Below are 23,659 nucleotides of genomic sequence, written 5' to 3' on the forward strand. Positions count from 1 at the left end.
GGCTCGGGCTCGGACGTCTCAGGGTCGGACGAAAACTCCGAGCCGGCCCGCCGGGCGGAAGCCATGCCGGGCGTAGAAGTCGGCGGCGTGGCTGTCGCGGGCGGTGAGCAGGAACCAGTGCCGTACGTCGGGCATCGCTGCTCCCAGCGCCTCGAGCAGGGCGGCGCCGACGCCGGCCCGCTGGCGGCCGGGGGCGACGCACATCTCCTGGAGCAGGAAGTGGTCCTCGGATCCGGAGCGTTCGCGGTGCCCGAGTGCGAACCCCGTCACGGCCCCGTCGTCGAGCGCGCAGACCCCGAGACTGCGCGGTGTCGCAAGGAAGTCGGTCAGTCGGAGGCGCGCGTCGACGGGCGCCCACGACTCCTCCCAGGGCGGGGCGGCGAAGGCCTCGACGTAGATCTCCACGCAGGCGTCGAGGTCGTCGGTGCTCAAGGGGCGGATCACGCAGCGAGTCTCGCGCACTAGCCTGGTGGGATGCCGAGGGTGGTGTTCATGTGCGGCCCCGCGGGGTCGGGCAAGACGACCTACGCGAGAGGTCTCGAGACGGCCGGCATGACCCGGCTGTCCTTCGACGTCGAGATGTGGCGGCGCGGGATCACCACGGTGCCGCTGCCGCCCGAGGTGCGGGCCGAGATCGAGACCGACCTGCGCGCCCGCCTGCTGCAGCTCGTCGGGGACGGCGCCGATGTGGTGCTCGACTTCTCCTTCTGGTCGCGCGCGATGCGCGACGACTACCGCCGGCTGCTGGCGCCGCGGGGCGTCGTGCCCGAGACCGTCCACCTCGCCACCGACCGCGCCACCGTGCTGGCCCGCCTGCGCGGGCGTCGTGCGGCGCACCCCGACGACTTCGTCATCGACGAGGCGCTGGCCGAGCGCTACGTCGACCACGTCGAGGCGCCGACGCCCGAGGAGGGGCCGCTCGTAGTGGTCGACGCCCCGCAGACGGGGCCGAGCAGCTGAGAGGGGTGGTCGCGGCACTCCGGTAGCCGTGGCGCGTGGGGTCGCCGTGGCGCGTGGTGCCGCGACGGGGCGTGGGATCGTGTGCCGCGTGAGCAAGCCCGACCTGCCCGACCTGCCCGACCTGGACGTCGCCGTCGCGCAGCCGAGGGTCCATCGCGGTGACCTCGCCGCCACCGCGCGCGAGCACGCCCTCGCCCTCGCCTCGGCCGGTGCCCGCCTGGTCGTCTTCCCAGAGCTCTCGCTGACCGGCTACGAGCTGGACGCGGAGCCCGTCGCGCTCGACGACCCGCGCTGGGCGGTCGTCGTCGAGGCCTGCGCCCGGGCGGGAGCCGTGGCCCTGGTCGGCGCTCCCGTGGCCGTCGAGGACCGCCTCTTCATCGCCACCGTCCGTGTCGACGGCGACGGGGTCTCGCTGGCCTACCGCAAGAGCTGGCTCCACGGCGACGAGCACCGCCGCTTCACCCCCGGCGACGGCCCGGCCACCACGACGGTCGACGGCTGGGTGGTCGGCCTGGCCATCTGCAAGGACACCGGAGCCAGCCAGCACACCGCGGGTCTGGCCCCGCTCGGCGTCGACCTCTACGCCGCCGGCGTCGTCGACGTGCCCGCCGACGTCGTCGAGTGCCGTGCACGGGCCTTCGTGATCAGTCGCGCGCTCGGTGTGCCCGTGCTCATCGCCAGTCACGCCGGCGGCACCGGCGGGGGATTCACCGAGACCGCCGGCCGCTCGGTGATCGTCGCCGCCGACGGATCGGTCCTGGTCGAGGCCGACGAGGCCGTCGGCCGCGTCGTGCGTGCCACGCTCGTCGCCCCGACGTAGCCCGGCTCGGCAGGGCCACCGTCCTGCGCGGTCACCCGCGCCCGGTGTCGCTGTGGCCTAGGATCGCGACGTCTTTACTTTTCCGTCTCGGGAGGTCCGTCGTGTTCACCTGGATCCTCGTCGCCTGTCTGGCGGCCGTCGTCCTCTACGCCGTCGCCGGCTGGGTCAGCGCTGGTCGGCTCGCGCGCCGCCTGCGCAGCGGTGAGACCGGGGGAGAGCAGCTGTCGAGCCGCCACGAAGCCGACCAGCGTGCTCGAGCCAGCGCCGCGAAGGCCCAGCGGGACGCAGCACGTTTCCACCAGCCCGGGTCGTCTGGCCCGAACCCCTCCGGGCCCTAGCCTGTCGCGATGTCCGTCTCGCTGAAGTACGCCGTGGTCGAACGCGAGCGCCGCTGGCTGGTCCGTCGGATCCCTGAGGGGGTCTCGAGCGTCCGCGACATCGTCGACCGCTACGTCACGGGCACGCGCCTGCGGCTGCGCGAGGTGCGGGAGGCCGACGGCACCGTCGTCCGCAAGCTCGGGCACAAGGTGCGGCTGTCCGACGGCCCGGCCGAGGTCGCGTGCACCAACCTCTACCTCGACGACGCCGAGTGGGCCGTCCTGGCCGCGCTGCCGAGCCGGGTGCTGCGCAAGCGGCGCCACATGGTCCGCCGCGACGGCCTGCTGGTCGTCGTCGACGAGCACGAGGACGGCTCCCTGGTCGCCGAGATCGACGACGGCGACCAGCCTGCCCTCGAGCCCCCGGGCTGGCTCGACGTCATCCGGGACGTCTCCGAGGACGAGTCGTGGACCGGGGCGCGCCTCGCCGGGTCCTGAGTTCGACGCTGACGGGTTCTGACCCGCGATCAGCACCCTCTCGACCCACTTTCCGCATCCTGAACATACCGCCGATAACTGACATTATGTCAGGTGGTGCGGAATGACAGCCGTGTAAGGCGTCTGTGCCCCTCCCCGGTGCCCTCTCCTGAGCCGCGTTCCGATGGGCGGCCGAGCCGCTGGACATCGTGCCTCCAGGACGAAGAACAGGAAGCAGAGCAACGCGGTGCGATCACCGAGATCGGGCGGCAGCAGCTCAGGAGGCGCTCACGGTGATAACGGCGGCTCGGACAGGGCGGAGATCCGGAACCCGGCCTAAGAGTTCGCGTCGGTCATCGCGTGCAGCGGTGGGTGCCAGGAGGTCAGCGCTGCCGTGCGGCCGTCGAAGGTGTAGTCCTCGGTGTAGGCCGTCGTCGCGAGGTAGTCCTCCCGCGGGTAGGCCACCGGACGGATGACCGTGTGGTCGACCGAGAGCAGCAGCCGACCGCCGGGCTCCAGCACCCGTCGCAGCTCGACCAGCGGGCCGGACCAGTCCTGAGCCGGCCGCCGAGACCGTCTCCCCCGTCCGGAACCACCAGAACCCCGGCGCGACCGGCCCGGTCGGGCGCGTCCTGCGGTCCCCCGCCAGAGGTTGCGCCATGACCCGAGGCCAGTCGTGCCTCACGTCCCTCAGGCGCTGCTCGGGTCGTTGAGCCGCAGGATCAGGCGTCGCTCCTCGGTGGTGAGGTCGGCGACCGCGAGCACCTCCTGGAGCACCGCCGACTTGCGGGCGACATAGGTGTCGATGTCCATGGCGGGGTCGGCGGCCAGGGCGAGCTTGACCGCGGCGTAGGCCTCACGCAGGTCATCGCGGCGCCGGAGCACGTCGCGCACGGCGAGGTGGTTGCGCACACCCAGGGTGCCGGCGCGGCAGACGTAGACGTGACGCCGCGGGTCGTCGTCGGGTGCGTGGAAGGCCTCGCGGTCGGGCACGCCGAGGTCGCCGCGGTGCACGTAGCCGGCCGACTCCAACGCCGCCACCGCGGCGTCGACGTCACCCGCGGGGACCACGACGTCGATGTCGAGCACCGGCTTGGCGGCCAGGCCGGGCACCGCGGTCGAGCCGACGTGCTCGACGTACGCCGAGGGCACCGTGGTCAGGGCCGACCGCAGCTGCGCGGCGACCCGGTCGAACTGCACGGGCCACTGCGCGGAGTACGGGACCACCTCGACCGGCACCCGGCGATGCTAGCCGCCGAGGCGGGTCGTGGCGGCAGGCGCCGTACCCGTGCCGCCCCTTGGCGGTCGGCCGACGCCGCACCGGCTAGCGTCGCGCCGTGAAGCTCATCTACGCCTACCTGACCGTCGTGTTCGGAGGCGCACTGATCGCCATCGTGGTCCTGCGATCGAGGGAGCACGGGCTCGTCGCGACCCTCGTGTGGATCGCTGCCACGGTGGCCGTCTCCCTCGTCGCCGTGCGCCGGCAGCGCGCGAGGGACGCCGGTCGCCCGAGCAGGACCGACCAGGCGGCCGACTCCACCGGGAGCAGCACGGACCCCCGCTGACCCAGGGACCGCCCCGCCGGTCTCAGACCGGCTCGAGCCGCTGGTGCGGCTCGGGCGGCAGCTCGACCTCGACCGCCGTGCCGGGGCGCACCTCTCCCCCGCGCTCGACGACGGCCATGACGCCCGCCCGGCGGGTGATGCCGGCTCCGTCGATCGACTCCGCCCCACCGGTCGGACCGAGGGTGACCTCGGAGGTCGAGTGCCGGGCGTCGGCGCGGCCCACGACGACCTTGAGCAGCCCGGCGGAGTGGTCCTCGATCTGGCGGCACGGGTTGCGCAGTCCGGTCACGCGCAGCACCACCTCGCCGAGGCGCAGACGGGTGCCGGTCGGCAGGGCGAGCAGGTCGACCCCGGTGGTGAGGACGTTCTCCCCGAGCCCGCCCGGGCCGAGGTCGTGGCCGGCCGCGCGCGCCTCGGCGAGCAGGTCGTCCTGGATCAGGTGCACCTGGCGCAGGTTGGGCCGGCCGGGGTCACGGCGCACGCGCGAGCGGTGCTGCACGAGCGCACCCGCGTGGGCGTCGCCGACCACGCCGAGGCCGGTCACGAGGGTGATCGACTCACGCGGGGTCTTGCTGAAGCGGTGGGTCTCGTCCCGGCTCACGGCGACGACCCTGCCTGTCCCGGCCATGCACCGAGGCTAGCCGCGACGACCAGGCACGTTGACGACGTCGCGGGCCGCGCCGAGGCTGTCACGGTGACCCGCTACGTCGACCTCGCCGCCGAGACCTCGCCCCAGGGCGTCCGCGGCCTGTGCGTCGTGCTGCCGGGCAGGCAGTACTCCCCCGACGCCCCGCTGCTGTTCTTCGCCGCCCAGGTCGCCCTGGCCCGCGGGTGGCACGTGCGCCAGGTCTGGTGGGACCCCGCCGCCCGCGGAGCGCTCGAGGTCGAGGACGAGGCGGCCTGGGTGGGCGAGCAGCTGCGCGCCGCCGCGGAGGGGTACGACGGCCGGCTCGTCGTCGTGGCCAAGTCGCTGGGCACGCTCGCCGCTCCCGTCGCGGCCGACCTCGGCTGTCCCGCCGCCTGGCTGACCCCGCTGCTCACCGAGCCGCTGGTGAGCCAGGCGCTGCTGGCGTACCCCGCACCGCAGCTCACCGCCATCGGGGAGTCCGACCCCTACCTCGACCGGACCGTGCTCGCAGCCCTGGGCGGTCGCACCGTGCTGGTCCCCGGCGACCACGTGCTGCGGGTGCCCGACGACCCTAGGGCGATGCTCGCGGCCCACACCGAGGTCACCCTCGCCCTCGACGCGTGGTTGCGAGACCGCTGACCGCCGCCCTCTCCGGACCGCCCGGACGGCCCGGAGTGGGCTCACGTCGTGGGCCGGGGTCACCCTCGCCCGAAGCGCGCCAGGCAGTGCCACAGCTGCTTGACCGTCTGCGGCGGGTGGTCCCCCGACCGGGCCGCCCGGCCCAGCACCGCGGGCGTCAGCTCCCCGCCCAGCCTGCGGGCCAGGTCGACGACGTGCGCGCCGCGGTAGGCGGGGTCGAGGTCGTCGGCGGCTGCCCCGAAACCGGGGTGCAGCTCCACCGACCACCACGTCCACGACCGTCAGGCCAGGCCAGCAGTGCGCGGGCGTCACCGGGGATCTGTGACGATCGGCGGGTGAGCGCCCCTCCCTGCCTGTGGCTGACCACGCTGCGTCGCGACGGCTCGCCCCACACGACCCCGGTGTGGTTCGTGCGCGACGCCGACGTGGTCTGGATCGCGACCTCCCGCGCGGCCGTGAAGACGCGCAACCTCGAGCACGACCCGCGGGTCTCGCTCGCCCTCGACGGCACCGCGGCCGACCCCACCGTCGGCGAGGGGCGCGCGGTCGTCCACGACCTGTCCGGACCGCGGGGGCGCGAGGCGCACGCGGCGGTGCTGGCGGCGTTCGCCGAGCGGTACGACGGGTGGGACGCCGCCGACCCGTCGCGCTACGGCGCCCGGGTGCTGGTCGAGGTGGCCGTGGAGCGCTGGCTGCTGCGGCCCGACGCCTGAGACCACACGCCCGACGCGGGCCCGCGACGGCCGCTGCGTCCACAGGTGGGGTGGCCCGGGTCGGCGTACGGTCGGGAGGGGTCGGCACGATGGACCCCATGACCGTCACCGACTCCCCCGCCGGCTCGCCCCTCGAGGTGCTGGAGCGGGTCTTCGGCTACGACGCCTTCCGCGGCGACCAGGCCGAGATCATCGACACCGTCGTCGGCGGCGACGACGCGTTGGTGCTCATGCCCACCGGCGGCGGCAAGTCGCTGTGCTACCAGGTGCCCTCGCTGGTGCGGGAGGGCACCGGTGTGGTGGTCTCGCCGCTGATCGCGCTGATGCAGGACCAGGTCGACGCCCTCGACGCCCTCGGGGTGCGGGCCGGCTTCCTCAACTCCACCCAGACCGCGGACGAGCGACGCGCGGTCGAGCGGGCCTACGTCGCCGGCGAGCTCGACCTGCTCTACCTCGCCCCGGAGCGGCTCGCCGTGGCCGAAACGCTGCGGCTGCTCGACTCCGGCCGGATCGCGCTCTTCGCCATCGACGAGGCCCACTGCGTCTCGGCCTGGGGCCACGACTTCCGTCCCGACTACCTCAACCTCACCGTGCTGGGCCAGCGCTGGCCCGGGGTGCCCCGGGTGGCGCTCACCGCGACGGCCACGCGGGAGACGGCCGAGGAGATCGTGCACCGCCTCGGACTCGCCGAGGCCCGGCAGTTCGTGGCGAGCTTCGACCGCCCCAACATCGAGTACCGCATCGTGGCCAAGGACAACCCCCGCCAGCAGCTGCTCGACCTGCTGCGCAGCGAGCACGCCGGCGACGCCGGCATCGTCTACTGCCTCTCGCGCAAGTCGGTCGAGGAGACCGCGGCCCACCTGAGCAAGCACGGCATCCCCGCCCTGCCCTACCACGCGGGCCTGCCCGCGCAGCAGCGCGCGGAGCACCAGTCGCGCTTCCTGCGCGAGCCCTCGCTGGTGATGGTCGCGACCATCGCCTTCGGCATGGGCATCGACAAGCCCGACGTGCGCTTCGTGGCCCACCTCGACCTGCCGAAGTCGGTGGAGGGCTACTACCAGGAGACCGGCCGCGCCGGTCGCGACGGGCTGCCCGCCACCGCCTGGCTGGCCTACGGCCTGGCCGACGTCGTGCAGCAGCGCCGGATGATCAACACCTCCGACGGCGACGCCGCCCACCGCCGTCGGCTCGGCGCCCACCTCGACGCGATGCTCGCGCTCTGCGAGACGGTGCAGTGCCGCCGCGTGCAGCTGCTGGCCTACTTCGGCCAGCAGGGCCAGCCCTGCGGCAACTGCGACACCTGCACCGCTCCCCCGCAGACGTGGGACGGCACGATCGCCGCCCAGAAGCTGCTCTCCGCGGTGGTGCGGCTGGCGCAGCGACGACAGCGCTACGGCGCCGGTCACGTCGTCGACATCCTGCTGGGCAACGCCACGGCCCGCGTCGTGGAGCTCGACCACACCAGCCTCACCGTCTTCGGCGTCGGCACGGAGCTCAGCGCCGGCGAGTGGCGCGGTGTGGTGCGCCAGCTGCTGGCGCAGGGCCTGCTCGCCGTCGGCGCCGACGGCTACGGCACCCTCGAGCTCACCGAGGCCTCCACCGACGTCCTGCGCGGCGAGCGCGAGGTGCACCTGCGCACCGAGCCGAAGCGCTCCACCCGCAGCCGCAACGAGCGCCGCGCCAAGACCGCCGACGTCGTCGACCTCGACGCCGAGGGCGCTGCGCTCTTCGAGCGGCTGCGCACCTGGCGGGCCGAGACCGCGAAGGAGGCCGGCGTGCCGGCGTACGTCGTCTTCCACGACGCCACGCTGCGCCACGTCGCCGCCGAGGCACCCACCACCCTCGATGCCCTGGGCTCGATCTCGGGGGTCGGCGCCAGCAAGCTCGAGCGCTGGGGCGAGGGTCTCCTCGCGGTGGTCACCGGGGGCGACGGAGCCTGAGCCGTCCGGCGCCCCGCGCGGGTCGCGCCCGGGTCGTGGTGGTCACGAGCCGCGGCAGTCCCTCCCCGTGGGCGCCGTGACCGCGCCTCGTGACCCTCGCGCGTCCGGGTCGCGGACCGCCGCTGACGCCGCTGACGCCGGTCAGCAGGCGGGGTCGGTCCGGACCCGGCCGAGCGAGGGCCCCGACCGGACCTGCTTCCCGTGGTCGAGGGTCCACGCGCGCTGCCAGTCGGTGGTGAGGACGGTCGGGCTCATCGTCGACCGACGCTTGCCGACGAGGCTGATGCGCGGCGTCAGCGGCGCGCCGAGGTCGGCCACGTCGACCGAGCCGATCACGGCGCCGTCGTAGAACCAGGTCACGTGACGCCGACCCACCTCGACCGCGACGTTGCGGGGCTGGTCGGTGAGGCTGACCGCCTTGCGTCCCACCCGGGCCGTGCCGCCCTCGCGGGAGCGCACGCCGAAGCGCATCCCCCGCTCGCGCATGGTGAAGTCGGCGACCGTGACCACGGGACCGGTGCACGCGTCGATCGACGAGCCCTCGGGCACCAGCTCGACGCGCACGTCGTAGTCGGCGGCGCGGCCGCGGTCGGCCGAGGCCCGCAGCCGGAACTCCCACCGCCCCGTGCGCTGGGCGTTGCCGTCGAGGGTGGCGGTGGTGGTGCCGCGGTGGCGGGCCGTGGCGCCGGAGCCGCTCTGCAGGAAGAGGCCGCCGTTGACGTGCGCGGCGCGACCGGTGCCGTTGGAGGTGTCGCGCCACCCGCCCTCGAGCCGGCTGCCGCGGTAGGGACGGGAGGTGAGGGACTCCCCGAACTCCCAGGCGAAGTCGAACAGCGACGGACCCCAGCCCCAGCGGGAGCTGGCGTTGGTCGAGCCCGACGCGCGCCCGGCGGCGGTGAGGACGGCGTCGCCCGATGCCGCACGTGCGGGCTGCGCGTCGCTCTCCTGCGCCCGGGTCACGGTGAGCCGGGCCGGCACCGCTGCCGGTGTCGCCGTCGTCGTGACCGCGGGCGTGTCCGCGCGCGAGCCGGCGCCGCCGGAGGTGCCGCCGGAGGTGCCGCTGGGGGTGGTGCTGGGGGTGGTGCTGGACGTGGGGTCCGGAGTGGGGCTGGGGGCCGGGGGCGGCTCCGCGACGACCGTGAACGTGGTCGGGAACGACGCGAACCAGCCGATCCGGTCGCCGCCCTGCGTCCAGTCGTCCTGGCGGGCGCGGTAGACGTGGTTGCCGACCTCGGCCTCGGTGCGGGTGAAGAAGGCCCGCCCGCGTGCGTCGGTGGTGTCGGTGTCGACGGTGCGCCAGCGGTGTCCGTCGACGCGCTCCTGCAGCTCCACGCGACGACCGGGGAAGACCGGTGGGCGGCGTCCGCGGACCACCGGCGTCGTGTCCGCCTTCAGCACGAAGGGGCGGTCGACGTACGCCGCCGGGTGGCGTCGCCCGAGGGTCAGCACGACCTCCTGGGCGCGGGCCCGCAGCAGCCGCCCCGGGGTGACGCCGGAGGAGGAGGCCACGCGGTAGCTGATGTTCTCCATGGCCGGTGCGGGGAAGGTGAACCGGAAGGCCCCGGACCGGTCGGTCGTGCCGCGGGAGCCCTGGACGTCGGTCCAGACGTCGCCTGGACGGTTCATGTGGAACTGCAGACGGATCGCCTGCTTGCGTCGCGGACCCACCCGCCCGCTGAAGAGGAGCGCCTGCCCTCCGACGAACGCGTCGGGGCCCGTGCGCAGGTCGCCGGCCGGGCGGGGCGCCGTGGTGGCCCGCTCCGGCGGCGGCGCCGACCGGCCGGGGGCGCTGAGCACGACCGAGCCGACGCAGAGGGCGAGGAAGCAGGCCACGGCTGCGCCGGTGGCTCGTCGCCGGGACGGTCTGGACGCGAGCGGACCCGAGTCGCGCATGCAGGTCTCCTGAGGGGGGTCGACGGAGAGGGGCAGGTGGGACGGCGCCGGGACGACCCGAGGGCACGGGGCGCGGGGGCACCCCCGCGGGGGTCGGCCGACGACCGGAGCCACGGTACGTCGATCCGCGCCGGGAGGTGACCTTTCCCGGTGCTCACACCAGGCGCGGGTCGCCCTCGACCACGTCGACCACGTCGATGTCGACGTCGACCGCGCCCCGGGGATCGGGCCCGACGAGCGACACCAGGAGCTCCTGGACCTCCCCGCGCACCTCGGCGGCCTCCGAGCGGACGTCGGTGCCGTAGGAGCAGACGAGACCCAGTCGCACCCGGGTCACGCGCTCCTCGTCGACGTCCACCTGCACCGACGCCGGGGCGCTCGCGACGCGCCGCTGCGCCAGACGCCTCACCGCCGAGCGCACCACCCGGCTGGAGACCCAGGTGCGCGAGCCGTCGGGGTCGTGGTCGACGCCGCCGTCGGCGCGTCGCAGCAGGACCGGGTCGGCCGGCACGACGGTGCGCCGCACCCGCTCGAGCACGGAGCTGCGCACACCCTCGAAGCCGCCCGGGTCGTCCTCGCGCACGGCGCGCAGGGCGCGGTCGAGGAGCTCGCCTCCCACGACATCGGGCTGGTCGGCGCCGACGAGGTCGTCACCGTCGTCTCGCTGCGGCTCTACCGCCATCGCGCCATCCTCTCCGCCAGGGTCCGCCGTCCGCGGTGCAGGTGACCGCGGACGCTTCCGACCGGGAGGGCCAGCGCCTCGCCGATCTCGTCGTACGACATGCCCTCGACCTCGCGCAGCAGCCAGACCGCGCGCTGGTGCCACGGTAGTTCGTCCAGCGCCTGCTGCAAGGCCGCCAGCAGCTCGGCGTCGAGCACGTCCTGGAGGGGGTTGTCACTGGCCTCGGGCACGAAGCGCGACAGCAGGTCGTCGTTGATGGGCGTGGGACGCCGGTGGCGCTGCAGGTCCACCGCACGGCGGTGGACCAGCCGGAAGAGCCAGGTCTTGAGGCTGGAGCGGCCCTGGAAGGTGCCGAGGTCCTTCCACGCCGAGATCAGCGCCTCCTGGGTGACCTCGGCCGCGTCGGTGTCGTTGCCGCCGACGAGCCGCAGGGCGTAGCGGTACATCCGCGGACCGTAGCGGTCCACGATCTCGCGGAAGGCCTCGGCGTCACCCGCGCCGACGGCGCGCACCAGCGCTGCGTCGGAGGCTTCCTCCTCGGGAGGCTCGGCGGTCACCACGGCTCCATCCTGTCCAGGCAGGCCCACCGACCTCCCCACCCCAGTGGTCCCCACTCCTCGCGGAGACCGCGTGCTCCACATCACACCACCAGATCCGTGACGATCGGGGAGGACGGCGCGACTACCTGGTGTCAGACGCACGACGTGCGTGCACCGTCAGCGCGGGGACACCACCCGCGCAGCACGACGACCAGGGAACAGAGAGGTTCACCCATGACCGAGAAGAAGCCCGAGACCACCGCCACCACGACCACCGACGTCGCCACCCGCGGCACCGGCGCGCTCGCCAGCGAGCAGGGCCGCACCTCGATCGCCGACGCCGTCGTCTCCAAGATCGCCGGCATCGCCGCACGCGACATCAGCGGCGTGCACGCCCTCGGCGGCGGCACCGCCCGCGCCGTCGGCGCCCTGCGCGACCGCATCCCCGGCTCGCGCACCAACCTCAGCCAGGGCGTCGCCGTGGAGGTGGGCGAGCGGCAGGCCGCCGTCGACCTCGACCTCGTCGCCGAGTACGGCGTCTCCATCGCCGACCTCGCCCAGGCCGTGCGCCGCAACGTCATCGGCTCGGTCGAGCGCATGACCGGCCTGGAGGTGACGGAGGTCAACATCACCGTGCACGACATCTTCCTCGACGACGGCTCGGACGACGCCGACACCTCGGCCTCCAGCGCCCCGCGGGTCGAGTGAGCGCGTGACCGAGCAGCCGGAGGACCTCGGCGTCTCCGACCGGCACCCGGCCGGGTCGTCCGACGACGCCCCGGAGCAGGTCGACCTCGTCGCCGCGGCCGTCCTGGCCGTGCCCGGGGTGGCCGACCTGCACGGCGGCGTGCTCGGCGAGGTCGCGACCTACCTGCCCGGGCGCCGGGTCTCCGGCGTGAAGCTGCTGGAGCCCGGGGCCTCGGTCCACGTCGTGCTGACGTGGGGCGCCGCCGTGGCGACGACCACGGCCGCCGTGCGCGAGGTGGTCCGTCCCCTCGTGCCCGGACCGGTCCACGTCGTCGTCGAGGACGTCGAGCCCCCGGGCGGCGCGCCCCGATGAACGACCCCGACCTGCGCGCCCTGCGCCGCGAGGCCGCCCGGCGTCACCACCCCGACGTGGGTGGGGACGCGGCGACCTTCGTCGCGGTCATGCGATCGCTCGACGCCCTCGAGGCGGCGCGGGCGGCAGGGAGCACAGGGAGCACAGCGGGTCGCATCGCAGGAGGCACCCCGACCGCCGGGGTCGGGCCGTGGGGGGACGGCCCGGCCGCCGGCCCGGCGTCCGCCTCCACCGTCACCGTCACCTCGACCGCGGCGTCGCGGGCCAGACGAGCAGTGCGCACCACGAGCCGCCGGCTCGTGGGCGACGTCAGACGCCGCATCCCACGGTCGTTGCCCGGCTCTCGCCGCTACGGCCAACTCTGAAGGAGACACCACCATGACCACCTCCACCATCGGCCTCATCGCCGGACTGCTGCTGGCGATCGCCATCGTCGTCGGCGGCCTGCTCGGCCTGCTGCTCGGCGTCGTGCTGGGCGGAGCCGGCTACCTCATCGGCGGCCACGTCGACGGCGAGCTCGACCTGGGCGCGCTGGTGCGGGGCCGTCGTGGCTGAGCCCGCCCTCGCGCCCCCGGAGGACCGGGGTCGCCTCGACGTGCGCACGCGTGCCCTCCAGCACGTCGCGGAGCGCGCGGCGCTCGAGGCGCCCGGCACCGTGTTGCGCCGCCCGGCGATGGGCTCCGCCCTGGGGTCCTCGGTGGGGTCGGCCCTGGGTCGCCTCACCGGATCCGGCTCCCCGCACGCCACCGTCACCGTCCACGGGGCACGGGCCCGCGTCGAGGTGGACGTCGCCGCCGTGTGGCCCTGCGCCGTCTCGGACATCGCCGAGGGCGTGCGGGCCACGGTGCAGCGCGAGACCTCCCGCATCAGCGGGATCGACATCACGACGGTCGACGTCACCGTGCACCTCGTCGAGGCTGAGCCCGCCGACGACCACGGGCGAGGGGGGCGGGTCCAGTGAGCCGTCGCAACCCGCCCCGTGGCCGACCGGCCGTCGTGCCCGTGGCCCTGCTCCTCGCGCTGGCGCTCGTCGCGCTGGCCGTCGTCACCGTGCGCGACCTCGCCGTCGCCCAGGGGTGGACCGGCGGCAGTCCCTGGCTGCGCGACGCCGTGGACGGCCTCGACGGACTCGGCGCCACGACCGCGGTCGTGGTGACCGCCGCGGTGACCGGTCTCGTCGGGCTGGTGCTCCTCGTGCTGGCCCTCAAGCCCGCCCCGGTCACGCACCTGCCGGCCACCGCCGACGGCGACCTCTGGGTCTCGGCGCACGCCGTGGCCGCCCTGGCACGCCAGCGCGCCGACCGCAGCAGCGGCGTCGTCGGCGCCAGCGCCACGGTCTCCCGCCGTCATCGCGTGCGCGTCGAGGTCATCGCGCCGCGCGACACCGACCAGACCGTCGCCGGTGTGCGCGAGACCGTCGCCGCCGATCTCGACGGCTTCTCCCCCGCCCGCATCTCCGTCCACGCCCAGGAGGCACCGCGATGACCGCGCCCGCGAAGACCGACCGCCTGGTCGTCGCCCTCGTCGGGCTGGTGCTCGTCGCCGTGTCGCTGGCCCTCCTCGACTGGCGCTTCGGGTGGGTGCTGTCGTGGGGGGACACCCTCGACACCGCCCCCGTCGACGACGTCCTGGCCACCAGCTGGTGGCCGTGGGCCTCCGCCGCCGTGGGGATGCTGCTCGGCCTGCTCGGCCTGGCCTGGGTCCTGGCCCACCTCAGGCCGGCGTCGGTCCCGGCGCTCCGGCTCCCGGCGAGCGGCCCCGAGGGTCGCCTCGAGGTCGACCTCCGCTCGCTGGCCCACGCGACCGCCGCGCGCCTGGAGTCCCTCGCGCCGGTCACGGGCCTGTCGGGCACCGCTCGCACCCACCGGGGCTCGACCGTGGTCGAGCTGAGGGGCCGCGTCGAGGAGACCGCCGAGGTGCAGGAGCTGCGCGACGCCGTCACCACCGTGACCCGCGAGGTGGAGCAGGCCTTCCCGGCCGGCGACGTGGCGGTGCGCGTCGTGCTCGACAGCCCCAAGGCGGCTCGCCGTGAGCGCACCGACCGGGTGCGGGTGCAGTAGCGGACCCGATCGGCGCGACATCGACCCCCGACCCCTCGACCTGAGGGATCGGGGGTCGTTCGTCGTGCAGGTCACACCGTCGGCCCCCGGGGGTCTGGACCACTGCCCCCCTGCCGGGGTGAGTGGCTCCCCGACCGGGGCGAGGGGTGCGACCCTGGTGGGGCGACCCGTCCCCCACGGGCCGTGACCCGCCGGCCCTCCCCCGCACGACACCGGCCCGCACGACACCGGCTTCCCCGAGCCGGCGTACGGCACCGTCGCCCCCCACCCCACCCGCGCGCGACCACCCATCGTCCGCGACCACGACCGCCCCCGAGGTCTGCCATGTCCCACCTGCACCCCCTCCCGCCCCGCCGCGGGCTGCGTCGCGCCCTCGTGGCGACCGCGCTCGCCGCCGCCACCGTCGTGGGGCTCGGCGCGCTGCCGGCCGTCGCCGACGCGGCACCGTCCCCGGCCGCCGTCGCGGGCGCAGCAGCCGGTCCGCTGGCCGCGGACACCGTCGACAAGCCCGTGGCCACCGTCCTCGACCGTGTGTCGCGCACGACCCGCAAGGCCCGGGCGAGGACCCTGCCGGCCCGTGTCTTCGGCCTCGCCATCCCCGGCGCCCCCACGGAGCTGTCGGAGGCCGACGCCCTCGCCTCCAGCCTCGGCCGGCGCGCCACCCAGCTCACCTTCTACTCCTCGTGGCACTACGCCGCCGACTTCCCCACCGCCGACGCCCGCCGGGTCGCCTCGACCGGTGCCGTGCCGGAGGTCACCTGGGAGCCCTGGGACCCCGCTGTCGGCACGCCCGACCAGCCCGCCTACTCCCTCGACCGCATCGCCGGCGGCGCCTTCGACGCCTACGTCACGCGCTGGGCGCAGCAGGTGAAGGCCTACGGCGCTCCGGTCGCCTTCCGCTTCGCCCACGAGATGAACGGCAGCTGGTACCCCTGGTCGGAGGGCGTCAACGGCAACACCTCCGGCGACTACGTCGCGGCCTGGCGCCGGGTGGTCGGCATCTTCCGCTCGGTCGGGGCGACCAACGCGATCTGGACCTGGACCCCCAACGTGCCCTTCCCCGGGTCCGTCGCGCTCCCCGGGCTCTACCCCGGCGACCGGTGGGTCGACCGGGTCGGCCTCGACGGCTACAACTGGGCCGGACTCATCCCCTCCACCTCCTGGCAGTCCTTCGGGGAGGTCTTCGGGCCCGGCCTCGCCCAGCTCACCTCGCTGACGGCCAAGCCCGTCTTCATCGGCGAGGTCGGCTGCCCCGAGGGCGTGGGCGACAAGGCCGGCTGGATCCGTGACATGTGGACCTACCTCGACCAGCACCGCGAGGTGCGCGGGCTGACCTGGTTCCACTTCCAGAAGGAGGCCGACTGGCGCATCACCAGCAGCCAGGCCTCCCACGACGCCTTCCGGGCCGGCGTGGGCGCCTTCGCCTCCTGAGGAGGCCGACCGGCACCGACCCCCGTAGGGGTGGGGCCGCCGCCGCTGCTCGGCGCCTAGTTTCGACCCATGACCGAGAGCAACGAGAAGACCGAGGCCGTCCAGGCCGTCGTCGACCGCGTGACCTCCTACCAGGAGTCGGCCCCCGAGGGCACCGTCGAGGCCGAGCTGCGCAAGGGCCTCGGCGAGGCCGGCCTCGACCTGCCCGACGCCGACGTGACGGCCCTGGCCGAGGCGATCGAGGCCGCGGAGGAGGGCGACGGGCCGGTGCAGGCCGCGTCGGTGCTGTCCTGACCGGCGCAGCGCCCGAGGTGGGTTCCGGCGACGGTCCCGTCGCCGAGCACCGGCGCCCCGACGGCGTCAGTGACGCCACCGTCGAGGCCCTCGGCAAGATCTCCGAGGCCCTGGAGGCCGTCGAGGTGGCGCGCGGCCACCTCTACACCTTCCACCGGCTCTCCGGCACCGCCGACCTGACCCTCGGTGAGGGTGTCGAGCAGCTGCGCGAGGCCGGGCACTCCGAGCTGGCCGACCGCATCGAGCGTGAGCTCGTGGGCCGCAACGTGATCGAGGGCCGCTGGACCTTCCAGATCATGGAGGAGTACGACGACACCTACTGGTCGGTCTTCCGCGACCTCGAGCGCACCGCCCGCGAGGAGCTCGTCGGTGGGCGGCGACATCTCTTCGAGGCCGAGATGAAGGAGTCGGAGCGCACCCGCGGGCGACGCCACCACGAGGCCGCTCCCGACGACCGCGGGCCCCAGGCGCCCTGACCCGGCCCCTGACCCGGCACCTGACCCGGCACCTGGCCCACGGGCGCGGTGGTGACGGGCGCCACGAGACTAGGTTGGAGCCCATGGCACCTGCGATCCCGGCCCACGACCTGCTCGACGGCACGACGCTCCCGGCCGTCGGGTTCGGCACCTACCCGCTGCGCGACGACGAGTGCGTCGAGGCCGTCGGGTCGGCGATCGCGGCGGGCTACCGCCTGCTCGACACCGCGGTCAACTACGGCAACGAGGCCGCGGTCGGCGAGGCGGTCAGGCGGGCCGAGGTCGATCGTGACGAGCTGGTGGTGGCCAGCAAGCTGCCCGGTCGCGACCACGGCTACGACGAGGCGGTCGCCAGCGTCAGGGGCTCGCTGCGCGCCCTCGGGCTTGAGCGCATCGACCTGCACCTCATCCACTGGCCCAACCCGAGCGTCGACCGGTACGCCGAGGCCTGGCGCGCCCTGGTCGACCTCCAGCGCGACGGGCTGGTGCGCTCGATCGGGGTCTCGAACTTCACCGAGGCCCACCTGGTGCGGATCATCGACGAGACCGGCGTGACCCCGGTGGTCAACCAGATCGAGATGCACCCGCACTTCCCGCAGGCCCCGATGCGTGCGGTGCACGAGCGTCTCGGCATCCGCACGGAGTCGTGGAGCCCCCTGGGCAAGCGCAACGCCCCCCTCGACGAGCCGGCCGTCACCGGCCCCGCCGCCCGCCTGGGCGTCACCCCGGGTCAGGTGATCCTGCGCTGGCAGGTGCAGCTGGGCTCCGTGCCGGTGCCGAAGTCGGCCACCCCGGAGCGACAGCGGGCCAACCTCGACCTCTTCGGCTTCGAGCTCACCGACGCGGAGGTCGCCGACATCTCCGCCCTCGCTCGCGTCGACGGCCGGCTCTTCGGCGGGGATCCCGACACCCACGAGGAGATGTGATGGCGTCGGCCCCGCCGACCCCCCACCTCCGCGTCGACCTCGACCGCCTGCGCCGCAACGTCCGCCGCACCGCCGAGCGCGCCCGCAGCCTGCAGGTCTCGCTCCGCCCGCACGCCAAGACCCACAAGAGCGCCGAGATCGCCCGGCTGCAGCTGGTCTCCGGCGCCGTGGGCATCACCGTCGCCACCGTCGGCGAGGCCGAGGTCTTCGCGCGCCACGGCTGCACCGACGTCTTCATCGCCTACCCCCTCTGGCTCGACGACGACCGCGCCTCCCGCCTGCGCGACCTCTCCGAGATCTGCCGGCTGGCCATCGGCGTGGACTCCGTCGCCGGCGCCGCCAACGCCGGGCGTCGCCTCGGCGGGTCGGGGGTCGAGGTGCTCGTGGAGGTCGACTCCGGCCACCACCGCACCGGGGTGCCGGCGGACCGGGCCGGGGACGTCGCCGTCGCGGCCCGACGGGCCGGTCTCGTCGTGCGCGGGGTGTTCACGTTCCCCGGCCACGGCTACGCCCCGGGCGCCACCGCCGCGGCCGTGCGCGACGAGATCGAGGCCCTCCGCACCGCCCGCGACGCCCTGCTCGACGAGGGCATCGACGTGCGCGTGGTCTCGGGCGGCTCGACGCCGACCCTCGCCGCGAGCCTCGTGCCCGGTGCCGCCGACGTGGTCGACGAGCTGCGCCCCGGCGTCTACGTCTTCGGCGACGCCCAGCAGTGGGAGCTCGGCGTCGTCGAGCCCGCCGACATCGCGCTCACCTGCCGGGCCACGGTCGTCAGCCACGCCCACGGTCGCCTGGTGCTCGACGCCGGGAGCAAGGCGCTGGGTGCCGACCGAGCGGCGTACTCCTCCGGCTTCGGCCGGCTGCTCGACCACCCCGGCGCCCGGATCACCGCCCTCTCCGAGCACCACGCGACCGTCGAGCTCGGCGGCGCCGCCCTGCCCGCGCTCGGCTCGGTGCTCGACGTGGTGCCCAACCACGTGTGCTCCGCGGTCAACCTGGCCGACGACCTGTGGGTGGAGGAGGCCGGCGGCCTGCGCGCGTGGTCGGTGACGGCCCGCGGGCAGAACGGCTGAGCGCGCCGGGCCGCTCAGGCTGCTCTCACACCCGGCGCCTACGATCGGCGCCATGCGCACCCGACCCGCCCCCCGTGTCCTCGCCCGCCGCGCCGCGACCCGCCCCCTGGCCGCCGTCGCCGTCGTCGCCTGCCTCACCTCGCTCGCCGCCTGCGGGTCCGACGAGGAGCCGACGGCCGAGGACACCTCCGCCGCGAGCCCCGCCACCTCCGAGAGCGCCTCCGGCTCCCCCTCCGACGACGGGTCCGCCGCCGGGTCGGGCTCCTGCGACTACCCGCAGGACGGTCAGCCCGCCAAGGAGGTCGACCCGCCCGAGACCACCCCCACCGTCAGCGGCGAGGTGAGCGCCGACGTCGCGACCAGCGCCGGCGACATCGGCCTGACCCTCGACGCCGACGCCGCACCCTGCACCGTCAACTCCTTCGTCAGCCTCGCCGAGCAGGGCTACTTCGACGGCACCACCTGCCACCGCCTCACCACCGAGGGCATCTACGTGCTCCAGTGCGGCGACCCGACGGGCACCGGCACCGGCGGGCCCGGCTACACCATCCCCGACGAGCTGACCGGCGAGGAGACCTACCCGGCCGGCACCCTGGCCATGGCCAAGACGATGTACCCCGACTCCGGCGGCTCGCAGTTCTTCATGGTCTACGAGGAGTCGCCGCTGCCGCCGGACTACACCGTCTTCGGCACCATCGACGACGCCGGCCTCGACCTGCTCACCGAGATCGGCGACGAGGGCACCGACAACGGCACCGGCGACGGCGCGCCCGCCACGCCGGTCGACATCGAGAGCGTCACCGTCGGCTGACCGGCTCCGCGGCCCCGGGTGCCCGGTTCTGGGGGCCCGGTTCTGGGGGCCCGGTTCTGGGGGCCCGGTTCTGGGCGCTCGGTCCTGGGCCCTCGGTCCTGGGCGCTCGGTCCTGGGCGCCCGGGCTCAGTGGCCCAGGTCGCCCGCGGCGTAGGTGACCGGCTCGCCCAGGGTGACCGTGCGCCCCACCGTGCACAGGCGCTCCTGCACCATCTGCAGGGTGCGCGGCACGACCTCGCGCGCCCGGTCGCCCTCGGGGCCCTCGGGGAAGGTCACGTCGAAGGTGACCCGCAGGTCCACCAGGTGGTTGCCCTGCTCGTCGCGCACCTTGTGCCCCTCGGCCCGCGCCGCGAAGGACGCGAAGGGCGACCGCTTGCCGGTGACGTGGTCGAGGTCGACCGCCCCGCAGCCGACGAGGGCGGCGAGCAGCAGCTCGACCGGGGTGAAGTCGGGGTCGTCGCCCGACCCGACCGGCAGCACGCCACCGCGGCCGTTGGTGGCCTTGTAGCGGCGCTCCCCGATGCGCTCGAGGTCGACCGCCCGCCGGGTCGCGGGGTCTCGGCCCGGCTCGCCCACGTGGTCGGGGGTCGGGGCCGGGGGCTGCTGCGTGGTCTCGTCCATGGCAGCAGCCTCCCAGACACGCCCGGGAGGTCGTCCGGTTTGACCTCAGCGCCCAGCCGAGAGACGTTCGAGTGGTCCCCCCGCACCCCATCGGAAGGCGAGCACGTGCTCTTCCTGACCGAGAACGCCCAGTCCATCGTCACCGACCTCGCGGCCCAGCCGGGCCAGCCCGGCGCAGCCGGCCTCCGCATCGTCTCCGAGAGCGAGGTGGAGCCGGCGCTGCTGGTGTCGACCGCCGCGGCGCCCGAGCCGGGCGACGTCACCGTCGAGCAGGACGGCGCCACGGTCTACCTCGACCAGACCGCCGCGCTGCTGCTCGACGACAAGATCCTCGACGCCGCCGTGCACCCCGACGGCAAGGTCGAGTTCGCCCTGGCCGTGCAGCCGTAGGACCCGGCCCCGGCCCCAGGCGGGCCGGGGCCACGACGTACGACGGGCCCCCGACACCGGAGTGGTGTCGGGGGCCCGTCGTACGTCCGGGGCGCCGGAGTCCCTCCGGCGGCCCGGGCTCAGTCCTCGGCGGGCTCGAGGCCCAGGCGCACGCGTCGGCGGTGCGCCAGCAGGAGACCCAGGTTCCGCCGCTCGGTCGCCTCACGCTCGGGGCGGAACCTCGTCGAGGAGATCCCGTAGGCGACGTACAGCTGCGAGTTCATGGTGTCTCTCATCCCTTTCGCCCCGTCTCGGGGCTGGCGTCCGGTGTGCGGGTACCCGCACACCTGTCATTGGTCATCGTCGTTTTCGACTCTTACATCGTAGCGACTGCTACACACCGCACCTCATCCTCGAGGCTGTGATGTCGCGCACCCGTCGACGCCCTGCCAGCACCACCTCCGTCGCCCCTCGGGAGCCGGTGGCACCATCGAGGACATGACCACCGAGACCCGCGAGATCCACCTGGCCCGACGACCCTCCGGCGCGCCCGTGCCCGACGACTTCCGCCTCGTCACCACCACGCTCCCCGACCTCGGCGAGGGCGAGGTGCTCGTGCGCACCGACGTCATGTCGGTCGACCCCTACATGCGCGGACGCATGAACGACGCGAAGTCCTACGTGCCCCCCTTCGCCCTCGACGCCCCCCTCGAGGGGGCCGCGGTCGGTGAGGTCCTGGAGTCGCGCGCCGAGGGCATCGAGGTCGGCGACACCGTGCTGCACGGGCTGGGCTGGCGCGAGCACGCCGTGGTGTCGGGCAAGGCCGTGCGCACGCTCGACGTCTCCACGCTGCCCGCCTCGACCTACCTCGGCGTGCTCGGCAGCACCGGGCTGACCGCCTACGTCGGCCTCACCCGCATCGCCGAGATGAAGCAGGGCGAGACCGTCTTCGTGTCCGGTGCGGCCGGCGCCGTCGGCTCCTCCGTGGGCCAGATGGCGCGTCTGCTGGGCGCCGGCAAGGTCATCGGCCCCGCCGGCTCGGCCGACAAGGTCTCGTGGCTGACCGACGACCTCGGCTTCGACGCCGCCTTCGACTACCACGACGGCCGGGTGAGCGACCGGCTGGGCGAGCACGGCCCGGTCGACGTCTACTTCGACAACGTCGGCGGGGAGCACCTCGAGGCCGCCATCACGCACCTCAACGACTTCGGCCGGGTGGCCGTCTGCGGCATGATCGCGGGCTACAACGACCCGAGCCAGGCCGCGGGCCCCCGCAACATGATGATGGTGGTGCAGAAGCGGCTGCGGCTGCAGGGCTTCATCGTGACCGACCACTACGACCTGGCCTCGGAGTTCTACGAGAAGGCCGGCGCCTGGGTGGCCGACGGCTCGCTGAAGCACCGGGAGACCTTTGCCGACGGGCTCGACCACGCCGTCGAGGCGTTCCTCGGCGTGCTGAGCGGCGCCAACACCGGCAAGATGCTCGTGCGGCTCTGAGCGAGCCCCCCCCCCCCCCCCCCCCCCCCCCCCCCCCCCCCNGGGCCCGGACCAGGTGGTCCGGGCCCGCCGTCGTGTGTGCGGGTCGTGCTGTGCTGCGAGGGTGGTGCGGTCGCGTCAGCGGCGCACGCGGATGTCGACGTAGCGCTGGCCGTGGACGACCTCGTCGTAGGGACCGCTCTGGGTGACGAAGGAGCGTCGCAGGCCCTTGCCGTTGGCGTAGAGCTCCGCGGAGACCTCGTCGTTGCGGACCGGGTCGGCGTAGGCCTTGACGGCCTGGGCCACCGACTTGACGCGGTAGTTGTTGGTGTAGTCCGAGGCACCGCCCTGGACGACGAGGAAGGCCGAGCGCTTGGCGCGCGACGGGATCTTCACCGAGACCGGTGCGTAGGTGACGGTGTCGTCGGCCGCGGTGAGCACGGCGCGCAGGTCGAGGGTGCTCCCGGCCTTGGCCACCAGGTTGGTGCGGCGCCCGATCGTCGTCCACTCGCCGCCCTTGCGCTGCTGCAGACCAGTCACCTTGAGGGTGTCGGTGGAGGTGTCGACGTCGCTGTCGACGGTGATGTCGTCGACCTGGACGCCGTCGATGCGGCTCAGGGCGTAGGCGAGGTCGGCCAGCTCGAAGACCGACTCGAAGGAGATGTCGTAGTCCGAGACGTAGGTGTCGGCCGAGGAGATCTCGAAGGGCGCACCCAGCTCGTCGGTGCCGGTGATGGTCCAGCTCTGTGCCTCGGTGCCGGGGATGTAGGAGTCGAGCACCCGGTCGTGGTTGACCAGCAGCTGGCCGAAGACCGTGTCGGCGAGGAAGCGCTTCACGTAGGCGTCGCTGCTGCCGGTGCGCTCGCGGCCGTCGAAGCTGACCGTCGAGGCCACCGTGGTGGTGTCGGGCAGCGTGGCGAAGGTGCCGGTGATCCCGGTGGTGCGGTCGTCGGTGATGGTGCCGACGGCGGGGGCGATGTTGGCGACCTTGAAGGGCGCGCCCAGGCTGTCGGGCTGGACGTAGAGCGCGTCGGCCGGGTTGAGACCCAGCGTGGTCTCGCCGAAGAAGGCGAACGGGTGGCCGAAGCCCACCACCTCTCCGCCGCAGACCGAGGTGGCGGTGCCGACGGCGCCCGCGGTCACGTCGCCGTAGGACAGCGTGGTGGCGAGGTTGCCTCCGGCGACGATGGTCTCCTCGGTGGCGTCGGCCGCGGCCGCGCGACCCACGGCGCCGACCGCGTAGGTCTGCTCGGAGAAGTACTTCTTGTCGCTCTCGCGGACCATGTCGATGCGCTTCTGCGTCATCCCGCTGATGCCGACCGGCATGCGGAGCTGGCGGAAGCCCTGCTCGGCCTGGCTCGCGGTGACGTCGGAGCTCGCGGCGATCTGGCGGGCCGCGCGCGCGTCGACGTCGACGCGGCGCGTGCCGGAGGTGAGGTAGTCGTCCATCTCGGCGAAGGGGGTGATGCCCGCGATCGGCGAGGATCCCCACGACAGGCCGTAGGCGACGGCGCCGACCAGCTGGCCGTCGATGTAGACCGGCGAACCGGACATGCCCGACCAGATGCCGCCGGCCGCGTCGATGGCCGGCGAGGTGAGGTCGGCCATGATCATGTCGACGCCGGGAGCGATCCCGTCGTCGAGCACGCCGATGATCGAGCCCTCGAAGGCCTCGGGCGTGGTGCCCTCGGAGACGGTCAGGCCGGTCACCGCGGCGTCCGCGGTGATCTGCTCCTGGGGGTAGGTGGGGGTGCAGTCCTCGGCGGGCTCGGCGGACTGTGCCGGCCCGGAGGCGACGGCTGCGGCCCCGAGAAACAGTCCGGCTGCGGCGGTGCTGGCGACCAGGGCCCGGCCCCGGCGCGTGGTGCTGGGTCGCGTCATCGCGTCCT

At 74.4% G+C, this 23,659-nt stretch carries 32 protein-coding genes; 21 read left to right on the top strand and 11 right to left on the bottom strand.

Annotation, left to right across the window (positions count from 1 at the left end; all coding sequences use genetic code 11):
* Positions 1 to 18: 18 nt before the first annotated feature.
* Positions 19 to 444 carry a GNAT family N-acetyltransferase gene (locus ASF47_RS13685; RefSeq protein ID WP_056864445.1) on the bottom strand — a complete coding sequence of 142 codons (426 nt, stop codon included), beginning with the start codon at positions 442 to 444 and terminating at the stop codon, positions 19 to 21.
* 30 nt (positions 445 to 474) lie between these two features.
* Here ASF47_RS13685 and ASF47_RS13690 point away from each other — a divergent pair, with 30 nt between their 5' ends.
* The 3 genes from ASF47_RS13690 (at position 475) to ASF47_RS13705 (ending at position 2,595) form a co-directional block, all read left to right on the top strand.
* Complete coding sequence (locus ASF47_RS13690; protein WP_200919070.1) at positions 475 to 960, top strand: AAA family ATPase; 486 nt, start codon at positions 475 to 477, stop codon at positions 958 to 960.
* Between the two features lie 88 nt (positions 961 to 1,048).
* Positions 1,049 to 1,780 carry a carbon-nitrogen hydrolase family protein gene (locus tag ASF47_RS13695; RefSeq protein ID WP_200919072.1) on the top strand — a complete coding sequence of 244 codons (732 nt, stop codon included), beginning with the start codon at positions 1,049 to 1,051 and terminating at the stop codon, positions 1,778 to 1,780.
* 347 nt (positions 1,781 to 2,127) lie between these two features.
* Positions 2,128 to 2,595 (top strand): hypothetical protein, encoded by a 468-nt coding sequence (locus tag ASF47_RS13705; protein ID WP_056864447.1) that lies wholly within the window; start codon positions 2,128 to 2,130, stop codon positions 2,593 to 2,595.
* Positions 2,596 to 2,910: 315 nt separating this feature from the next.
* On the opposite strand, the gene ASF47_RS21705 is transcribed toward ASF47_RS13705, so the two are convergent.
* Together ASF47_RS21705 and ASF47_RS13715 are read right to left on the bottom strand one after the other, a co-directional pair.
* On the bottom strand, positions 2,911 to 3,096 hold the full coding sequence (locus ASF47_RS21705) for a hypothetical protein (RefSeq protein WP_056864448.1): 186 nt from the start codon (positions 3,094 to 3,096) through the stop codon (positions 2,911 to 2,913).
* A 168-nt stretch (positions 3,097 to 3,264) separates the two neighbouring features.
* Positions 3,265 to 3,813 (bottom strand): GrpB family protein, encoded by a 549-nt coding sequence (locus ASF47_RS13715; protein ID WP_056864449.1) that lies wholly within the window; start codon positions 3,811 to 3,813, stop codon positions 3,265 to 3,267.
* A gap of 98 nt (positions 3,814 to 3,911) precedes the next feature.
* Here ASF47_RS13715 and ASF47_RS13720 point away from each other — a divergent pair, with 98 nt between their 5' ends.
* A complete protein-coding gene (locus tag ASF47_RS13720; RefSeq protein ID WP_056864450.1) occupies positions 3,912 to 4,139 on the top strand; it encodes a hypothetical protein in 228 nt (75 codons plus the stop codon).
* Positions 4,140 to 4,161: 22 nt separating this feature from the next.
* Here the strand turns inward: ASF47_RS13720 and ASF47_RS13725 are convergent, their stop codons facing one another.
* Positions 4,162 to 4,740, bottom strand: coding sequence for an MOSC domain-containing protein (locus tag ASF47_RS13725; protein ID WP_235558746.1), 579 nt, complete (start codon positions 4,738 to 4,740; stop codon positions 4,162 to 4,164).
* 93 nt (positions 4,741 to 4,833) lie between these two features.
* Between ASF47_RS13725 and ASF47_RS13730 the strand changes: the two genes are divergently transcribed.
* The gene (locus tag ASF47_RS13730) at positions 4,834 to 5,406 is read left to right on the top strand and encodes a hypothetical protein (RefSeq protein ID WP_056864452.1); all 573 of its coding nucleotides are present in this window, start codon (positions 4,834 to 4,836) and stop codon (positions 5,404 to 5,406) included.
* A 59-nt stretch (positions 5,407 to 5,465) separates the two neighbouring features.
* Here ASF47_RS13730 and ASF47_RS13735 read toward each other — a convergent pair whose 3' ends face one another.
* On the bottom strand, positions 5,466 to 5,666 hold the full coding sequence (locus tag ASF47_RS13735) for a hypothetical protein (RefSeq protein ID WP_056864453.1): 201 nt from the start codon (positions 5,664 to 5,666) through the stop codon (positions 5,466 to 5,468).
* A gap of 75 nt (positions 5,667 to 5,741) precedes the next feature.
* Here ASF47_RS13735 and ASF47_RS13740 point away from each other — a divergent pair, with 75 nt between their 5' ends.
* A complete protein-coding gene (locus tag ASF47_RS13740; RefSeq protein ID WP_200919080.1) occupies positions 5,742 to 6,119 on the top strand; it encodes a nitroreductase/quinone reductase family protein in 378 nt (125 codons plus the stop codon).
* 98 nt (positions 6,120 to 6,217) lie between these two features.
* Positions 6,218 to 8,059, top strand: a complete 1,842-nt coding sequence (recQ, locus tag ASF47_RS13745; protein WP_056864454.1) for a DNA helicase RecQ — start codon at positions 6,218 to 6,220, stop codon at positions 8,057 to 8,059.
* A 141-nt stretch (positions 8,060 to 8,200) separates the two neighbouring features.
* Here recQ and ASF47_RS13750 read toward each other — a convergent pair whose 3' ends face one another.
* The 3 genes from ASF47_RS13750 to ASF47_RS13760 all read right to left on the bottom strand — a co-directional run bounded on the left by ASF47_RS13750 (position 8,201) and on the right by ASF47_RS13760 (position 11,191).
* Entirely contained in the window at positions 8,201 to 9,892 is a 1,692-nt protein-coding gene (locus ASF47_RS13750) for a hypothetical protein (RefSeq protein ID WP_056864455.1), read from the bottom strand.
* 214 nt (positions 9,893 to 10,106) lie between these two features.
* A complete protein-coding gene (locus tag ASF47_RS13755) occupies positions 10,107 to 10,634 on the bottom strand; it encodes a hypothetical protein (protein ID WP_056864456.1) in 528 nt (175 codons plus the stop codon).
* Positions 10,625 to 11,191, bottom strand: coding sequence for an RNA polymerase sigma factor (locus ASF47_RS13760; protein WP_235558747.1), 567 nt, complete (start codon positions 11,189 to 11,191; stop codon positions 10,625 to 10,627). Before ASF47_RS13760 ends, ASF47_RS13755 begins: the two co-directional genes overlap by 10 nt.
* Before the next feature lie 216 nt (positions 11,192 to 11,407).
* Here ASF47_RS13760 and ASF47_RS13765 point away from each other — a divergent pair, with 216 nt between their 5' ends.
* The 12 genes from ASF47_RS13765 to ASF47_RS13820 all read left to right on the top strand — a co-directional run bounded on the left by ASF47_RS13765 (position 11,408) and on the right by ASF47_RS13820 (position 19,304).
* Complete coding sequence (locus tag ASF47_RS13765; RefSeq protein WP_056864457.1) at positions 11,408 to 11,881, top strand: Asp23/Gls24 family envelope stress response protein; 474 nt, start codon at positions 11,408 to 11,410, stop codon at positions 11,879 to 11,881.
* A 4-nt stretch (positions 11,882 to 11,885) separates the two neighbouring features.
* Positions 11,886 to 12,233, top strand: a complete 348-nt coding sequence (locus tag ASF47_RS13770) for a hypothetical protein (protein WP_200919082.1) — start codon at positions 11,886 to 11,888, stop codon at positions 12,231 to 12,233.
* A 378-nt stretch (positions 12,234 to 12,611) separates the two neighbouring features.
* Positions 12,612 to 12,788, top strand: a complete 177-nt coding sequence (locus ASF47_RS20725) for a DUF2273 domain-containing protein (RefSeq protein WP_082500291.1) — start codon at positions 12,612 to 12,614, stop codon at positions 12,786 to 12,788.
* Positions 12,781 to 13,194 (top strand): Asp23/Gls24 family envelope stress response protein, encoded by a 414-nt coding sequence (locus tag ASF47_RS13780; RefSeq protein ID WP_056864459.1) that lies wholly within the window; start codon positions 12,781 to 12,783, stop codon positions 13,192 to 13,194. The genes ASF47_RS20725 and ASF47_RS13780 overlap by 8 nt, the downstream gene beginning before the upstream one ends.
* Positions 13,191 to 13,718, top strand: coding sequence for a DUF6286 domain-containing protein (locus tag ASF47_RS13785; RefSeq protein ID WP_056864460.1), 528 nt, complete (start codon positions 13,191 to 13,193; stop codon positions 13,716 to 13,718). Before ASF47_RS13780 ends, ASF47_RS13785 begins: the two co-directional genes overlap by 4 nt.
* Positions 13,715 to 14,293 (top strand): hypothetical protein, encoded by a 579-nt coding sequence (locus ASF47_RS13790; protein ID WP_056864461.1) that lies wholly within the window; start codon positions 13,715 to 13,717, stop codon positions 14,291 to 14,293. Before ASF47_RS13785 ends, ASF47_RS13790 begins: the two co-directional genes overlap by 4 nt.
* Positions 14,294 to 14,617: 324 nt before the next feature.
* Positions 14,618 to 15,724 carry a glycoside hydrolase family 26 protein gene (locus ASF47_RS13795; RefSeq protein WP_056864462.1) on the top strand — a complete coding sequence of 369 codons (1,107 nt, stop codon included), beginning with the start codon at positions 14,618 to 14,620 and terminating at the stop codon, positions 15,722 to 15,724.
* A 69-nt stretch (positions 15,725 to 15,793) separates the two neighbouring features.
* On the top strand, positions 15,794 to 16,018 hold the full coding sequence (locus tag ASF47_RS13800) for a hypothetical protein (protein ID WP_056864463.1): 225 nt from the start codon (positions 15,794 to 15,796) through the stop codon (positions 16,016 to 16,018).
* A 17-nt stretch (positions 16,019 to 16,035) separates the two neighbouring features.
* A complete protein-coding gene (locus ASF47_RS13805; protein ID WP_056864464.1) occupies positions 16,036 to 16,494 on the top strand; it encodes a hypothetical protein in 459 nt (152 codons plus the stop codon).
* Between the two features lie 83 nt (positions 16,495 to 16,577).
* The gene (locus tag ASF47_RS13810) at positions 16,578 to 17,420 is read left to right on the top strand and encodes an aldo/keto reductase (RefSeq protein WP_056864465.1); all 843 of its coding nucleotides are present in this window, start codon (positions 16,578 to 16,580) and stop codon (positions 17,418 to 17,420) included.
* Positions 17,420 to 18,493 (top strand): alanine racemase, encoded by a 1,074-nt coding sequence (locus tag ASF47_RS13815; protein ID WP_056864466.1) that lies wholly within the window; start codon positions 17,420 to 17,422, stop codon positions 18,491 to 18,493. Before ASF47_RS13810 ends, ASF47_RS13815 begins: the two co-directional genes overlap by 1 nt.
* A 52-nt stretch (positions 18,494 to 18,545) precedes the next feature.
* Positions 18,546 to 19,304, top strand: coding sequence for a peptidylprolyl isomerase (locus ASF47_RS13820; protein ID WP_056864467.1), 759 nt, complete (start codon positions 18,546 to 18,548; stop codon positions 19,302 to 19,304).
* 126 nt (positions 19,305 to 19,430) lie between these two features.
* Here the strand turns inward: ASF47_RS13820 and ASF47_RS13825 are convergent, their stop codons facing one another.
* A complete protein-coding gene (locus ASF47_RS13825) occupies positions 19,431 to 19,925 on the bottom strand; it encodes an OsmC family protein (RefSeq protein ID WP_082500292.1) in 495 nt (164 codons plus the stop codon).
* Between the two features lie 105 nt (positions 19,926 to 20,030).
* Here ASF47_RS13825 and ASF47_RS13830 point away from each other — a divergent pair, with 105 nt between their 5' ends.
* Entirely contained in the window at positions 20,031 to 20,315 is a 285-nt protein-coding gene (locus tag ASF47_RS13830) for a hypothetical protein (RefSeq protein WP_056864468.1), read from the top strand.
* Positions 20,316 to 20,434: 119 nt separating this feature from the next.
* On the opposite strand, the gene ASF47_RS21140 is transcribed toward ASF47_RS13830, so the two are convergent.
* Positions 20,435 to 20,578, bottom strand: a complete 144-nt coding sequence (locus ASF47_RS21140) for a hypothetical protein (RefSeq protein WP_156697893.1) — start codon at positions 20,576 to 20,578, stop codon at positions 20,435 to 20,437.
* 214 nt (positions 20,579 to 20,792) lie between these two features.
* Between ASF47_RS21140 and ASF47_RS13835 the strand changes: the two genes are divergently transcribed.
* Positions 20,793 to 21,791, top strand: a complete 999-nt coding sequence (locus ASF47_RS13835) for an NADP-dependent oxidoreductase (RefSeq protein ID WP_056864469.1) — start codon at positions 20,793 to 20,795, stop codon at positions 21,789 to 21,791.
* 117 nt (positions 21,792 to 21,908) lie between these two features.
* Here the strand turns inward: ASF47_RS13835 and ASF47_RS13840 are convergent, their stop codons facing one another.
* Positions 21,909 to 23,651 (bottom strand): SpoIVB peptidase S55 domain-containing protein, encoded by a 1,743-nt coding sequence (locus ASF47_RS13840; protein ID WP_056864470.1) that lies wholly within the window; start codon positions 23,649 to 23,651, stop codon positions 21,909 to 21,911.
* Positions 23,652 to 23,659 lie beyond the last annotated feature (8 nt).

Source organism: Nocardioides sp. Leaf285 (assembly GCF_001422955.1).
Classification (GTDB): Bacteria; Actinomycetota; Actinomycetes; order Propionibacteriales; family Nocardioidaceae; genus Nocardioides; species Nocardioides kribbensis.

What these genes read in the sequence shown, in the direction of transcription:
- ASF47_RS13790 (WP_056864461.1), top strand. Translation starts at nt 13,715, where the DNA reads ATGACCGCGCCCGCGAAGACCGACCGCCTGGTCGTCGCCCTCGTCGGG.
- ASF47_RS20725 (WP_082500291.1), top strand. Translation starts at nt 12,612, where the DNA reads ATGACCACCTCCACCATCGGCCTCATCGCCGGACTGCTGCTGGCGATC.
- ASF47_RS13840 (WP_056864470.1), bottom strand. Translation starts at nt 23,651, where the DNA reads ATGACGCGACCCAGCACCACGCGCCGGGGCCGGGCCCTGGTCGCCAGC.
- ASF47_RS13815 (WP_056864466.1), top strand. Translation starts at nt 17,420, where the DNA reads ATGGCGTCGGCCCCGCCGACCCCCCACCTCCGCGTCGACCTCGACCGC.
- ASF47_RS13800 (WP_056864463.1), top strand. Translation starts at nt 15,794, where the DNA reads ATGACCGAGAGCAACGAGAAGACCGAGGCCGTCCAGGCCGTCGTCGAC.
- ASF47_RS21140 (WP_156697893.1), bottom strand. Translation starts at nt 20,578, where the DNA reads ATGAACTCGCAGCTGTACGTCGCCTACGGGATCTCCTCGACGAGGTTC.
- ASF47_RS13795 (WP_056864462.1), top strand. Translation starts at nt 14,618, where the DNA reads ATGTCCCACCTGCACCCCCTCCCGCCCCGCCGCGGGCTGCGTCGCGCC.
- ASF47_RS13690 (WP_200919070.1), top strand. Translation starts at nt 475, where the DNA reads ATGCCGAGGGTGGTGTTCATGTGCGGCCCCGCGGGGTCGGGCAAGACG.
- ASF47_RS13820 (WP_056864467.1), top strand. Translation starts at nt 18,546, where the DNA reads ATGCGCACCCGACCCGCCCCCCGTGTCCTCGCCCGCCGCGCCGCGACC.
- recQ (WP_056864454.1), top strand. Translation starts at nt 6,218, where the DNA reads ATGACCGTCACCGACTCCCCCGCCGGCTCGCCCCTCGAGGTGCTGGAG.
- ASF47_RS13825 (WP_082500292.1), bottom strand. Translation starts at nt 19,925, where the DNA reads ATGGACGAGACCACGCAGCAGCCCCCGGCCCCGACCCCCGACCACGTG.
- ASF47_RS13835 (WP_056864469.1), top strand. Translation starts at nt 20,793, where the DNA reads ATGACCACCGAGACCCGCGAGATCCACCTGGCCCGACGACCCTCCGGC.
- ASF47_RS13705 (WP_056864447.1), top strand. Translation starts at nt 2,128, where the DNA reads ATGTCCGTCTCGCTGAAGTACGCCGTGGTCGAACGCGAGCGCCGCTGG.
- ASF47_RS13765 (WP_056864457.1), top strand. Translation starts at nt 11,408, where the DNA reads ATGACCGAGAAGAAGCCCGAGACCACCGCCACCACGACCACCGACGTC.
- ASF47_RS13810 (WP_056864465.1), top strand. Translation starts at nt 16,578, where the DNA reads ATGGCACCTGCGATCCCGGCCCACGACCTGCTCGACGGCACGACGCTC.
- ASF47_RS13755 (WP_056864456.1), bottom strand. Translation starts at nt 10,634, where the DNA reads ATGGCGGTAGAGCCGCAGCGAGACGACGGTGACGACCTCGTCGGCGCC.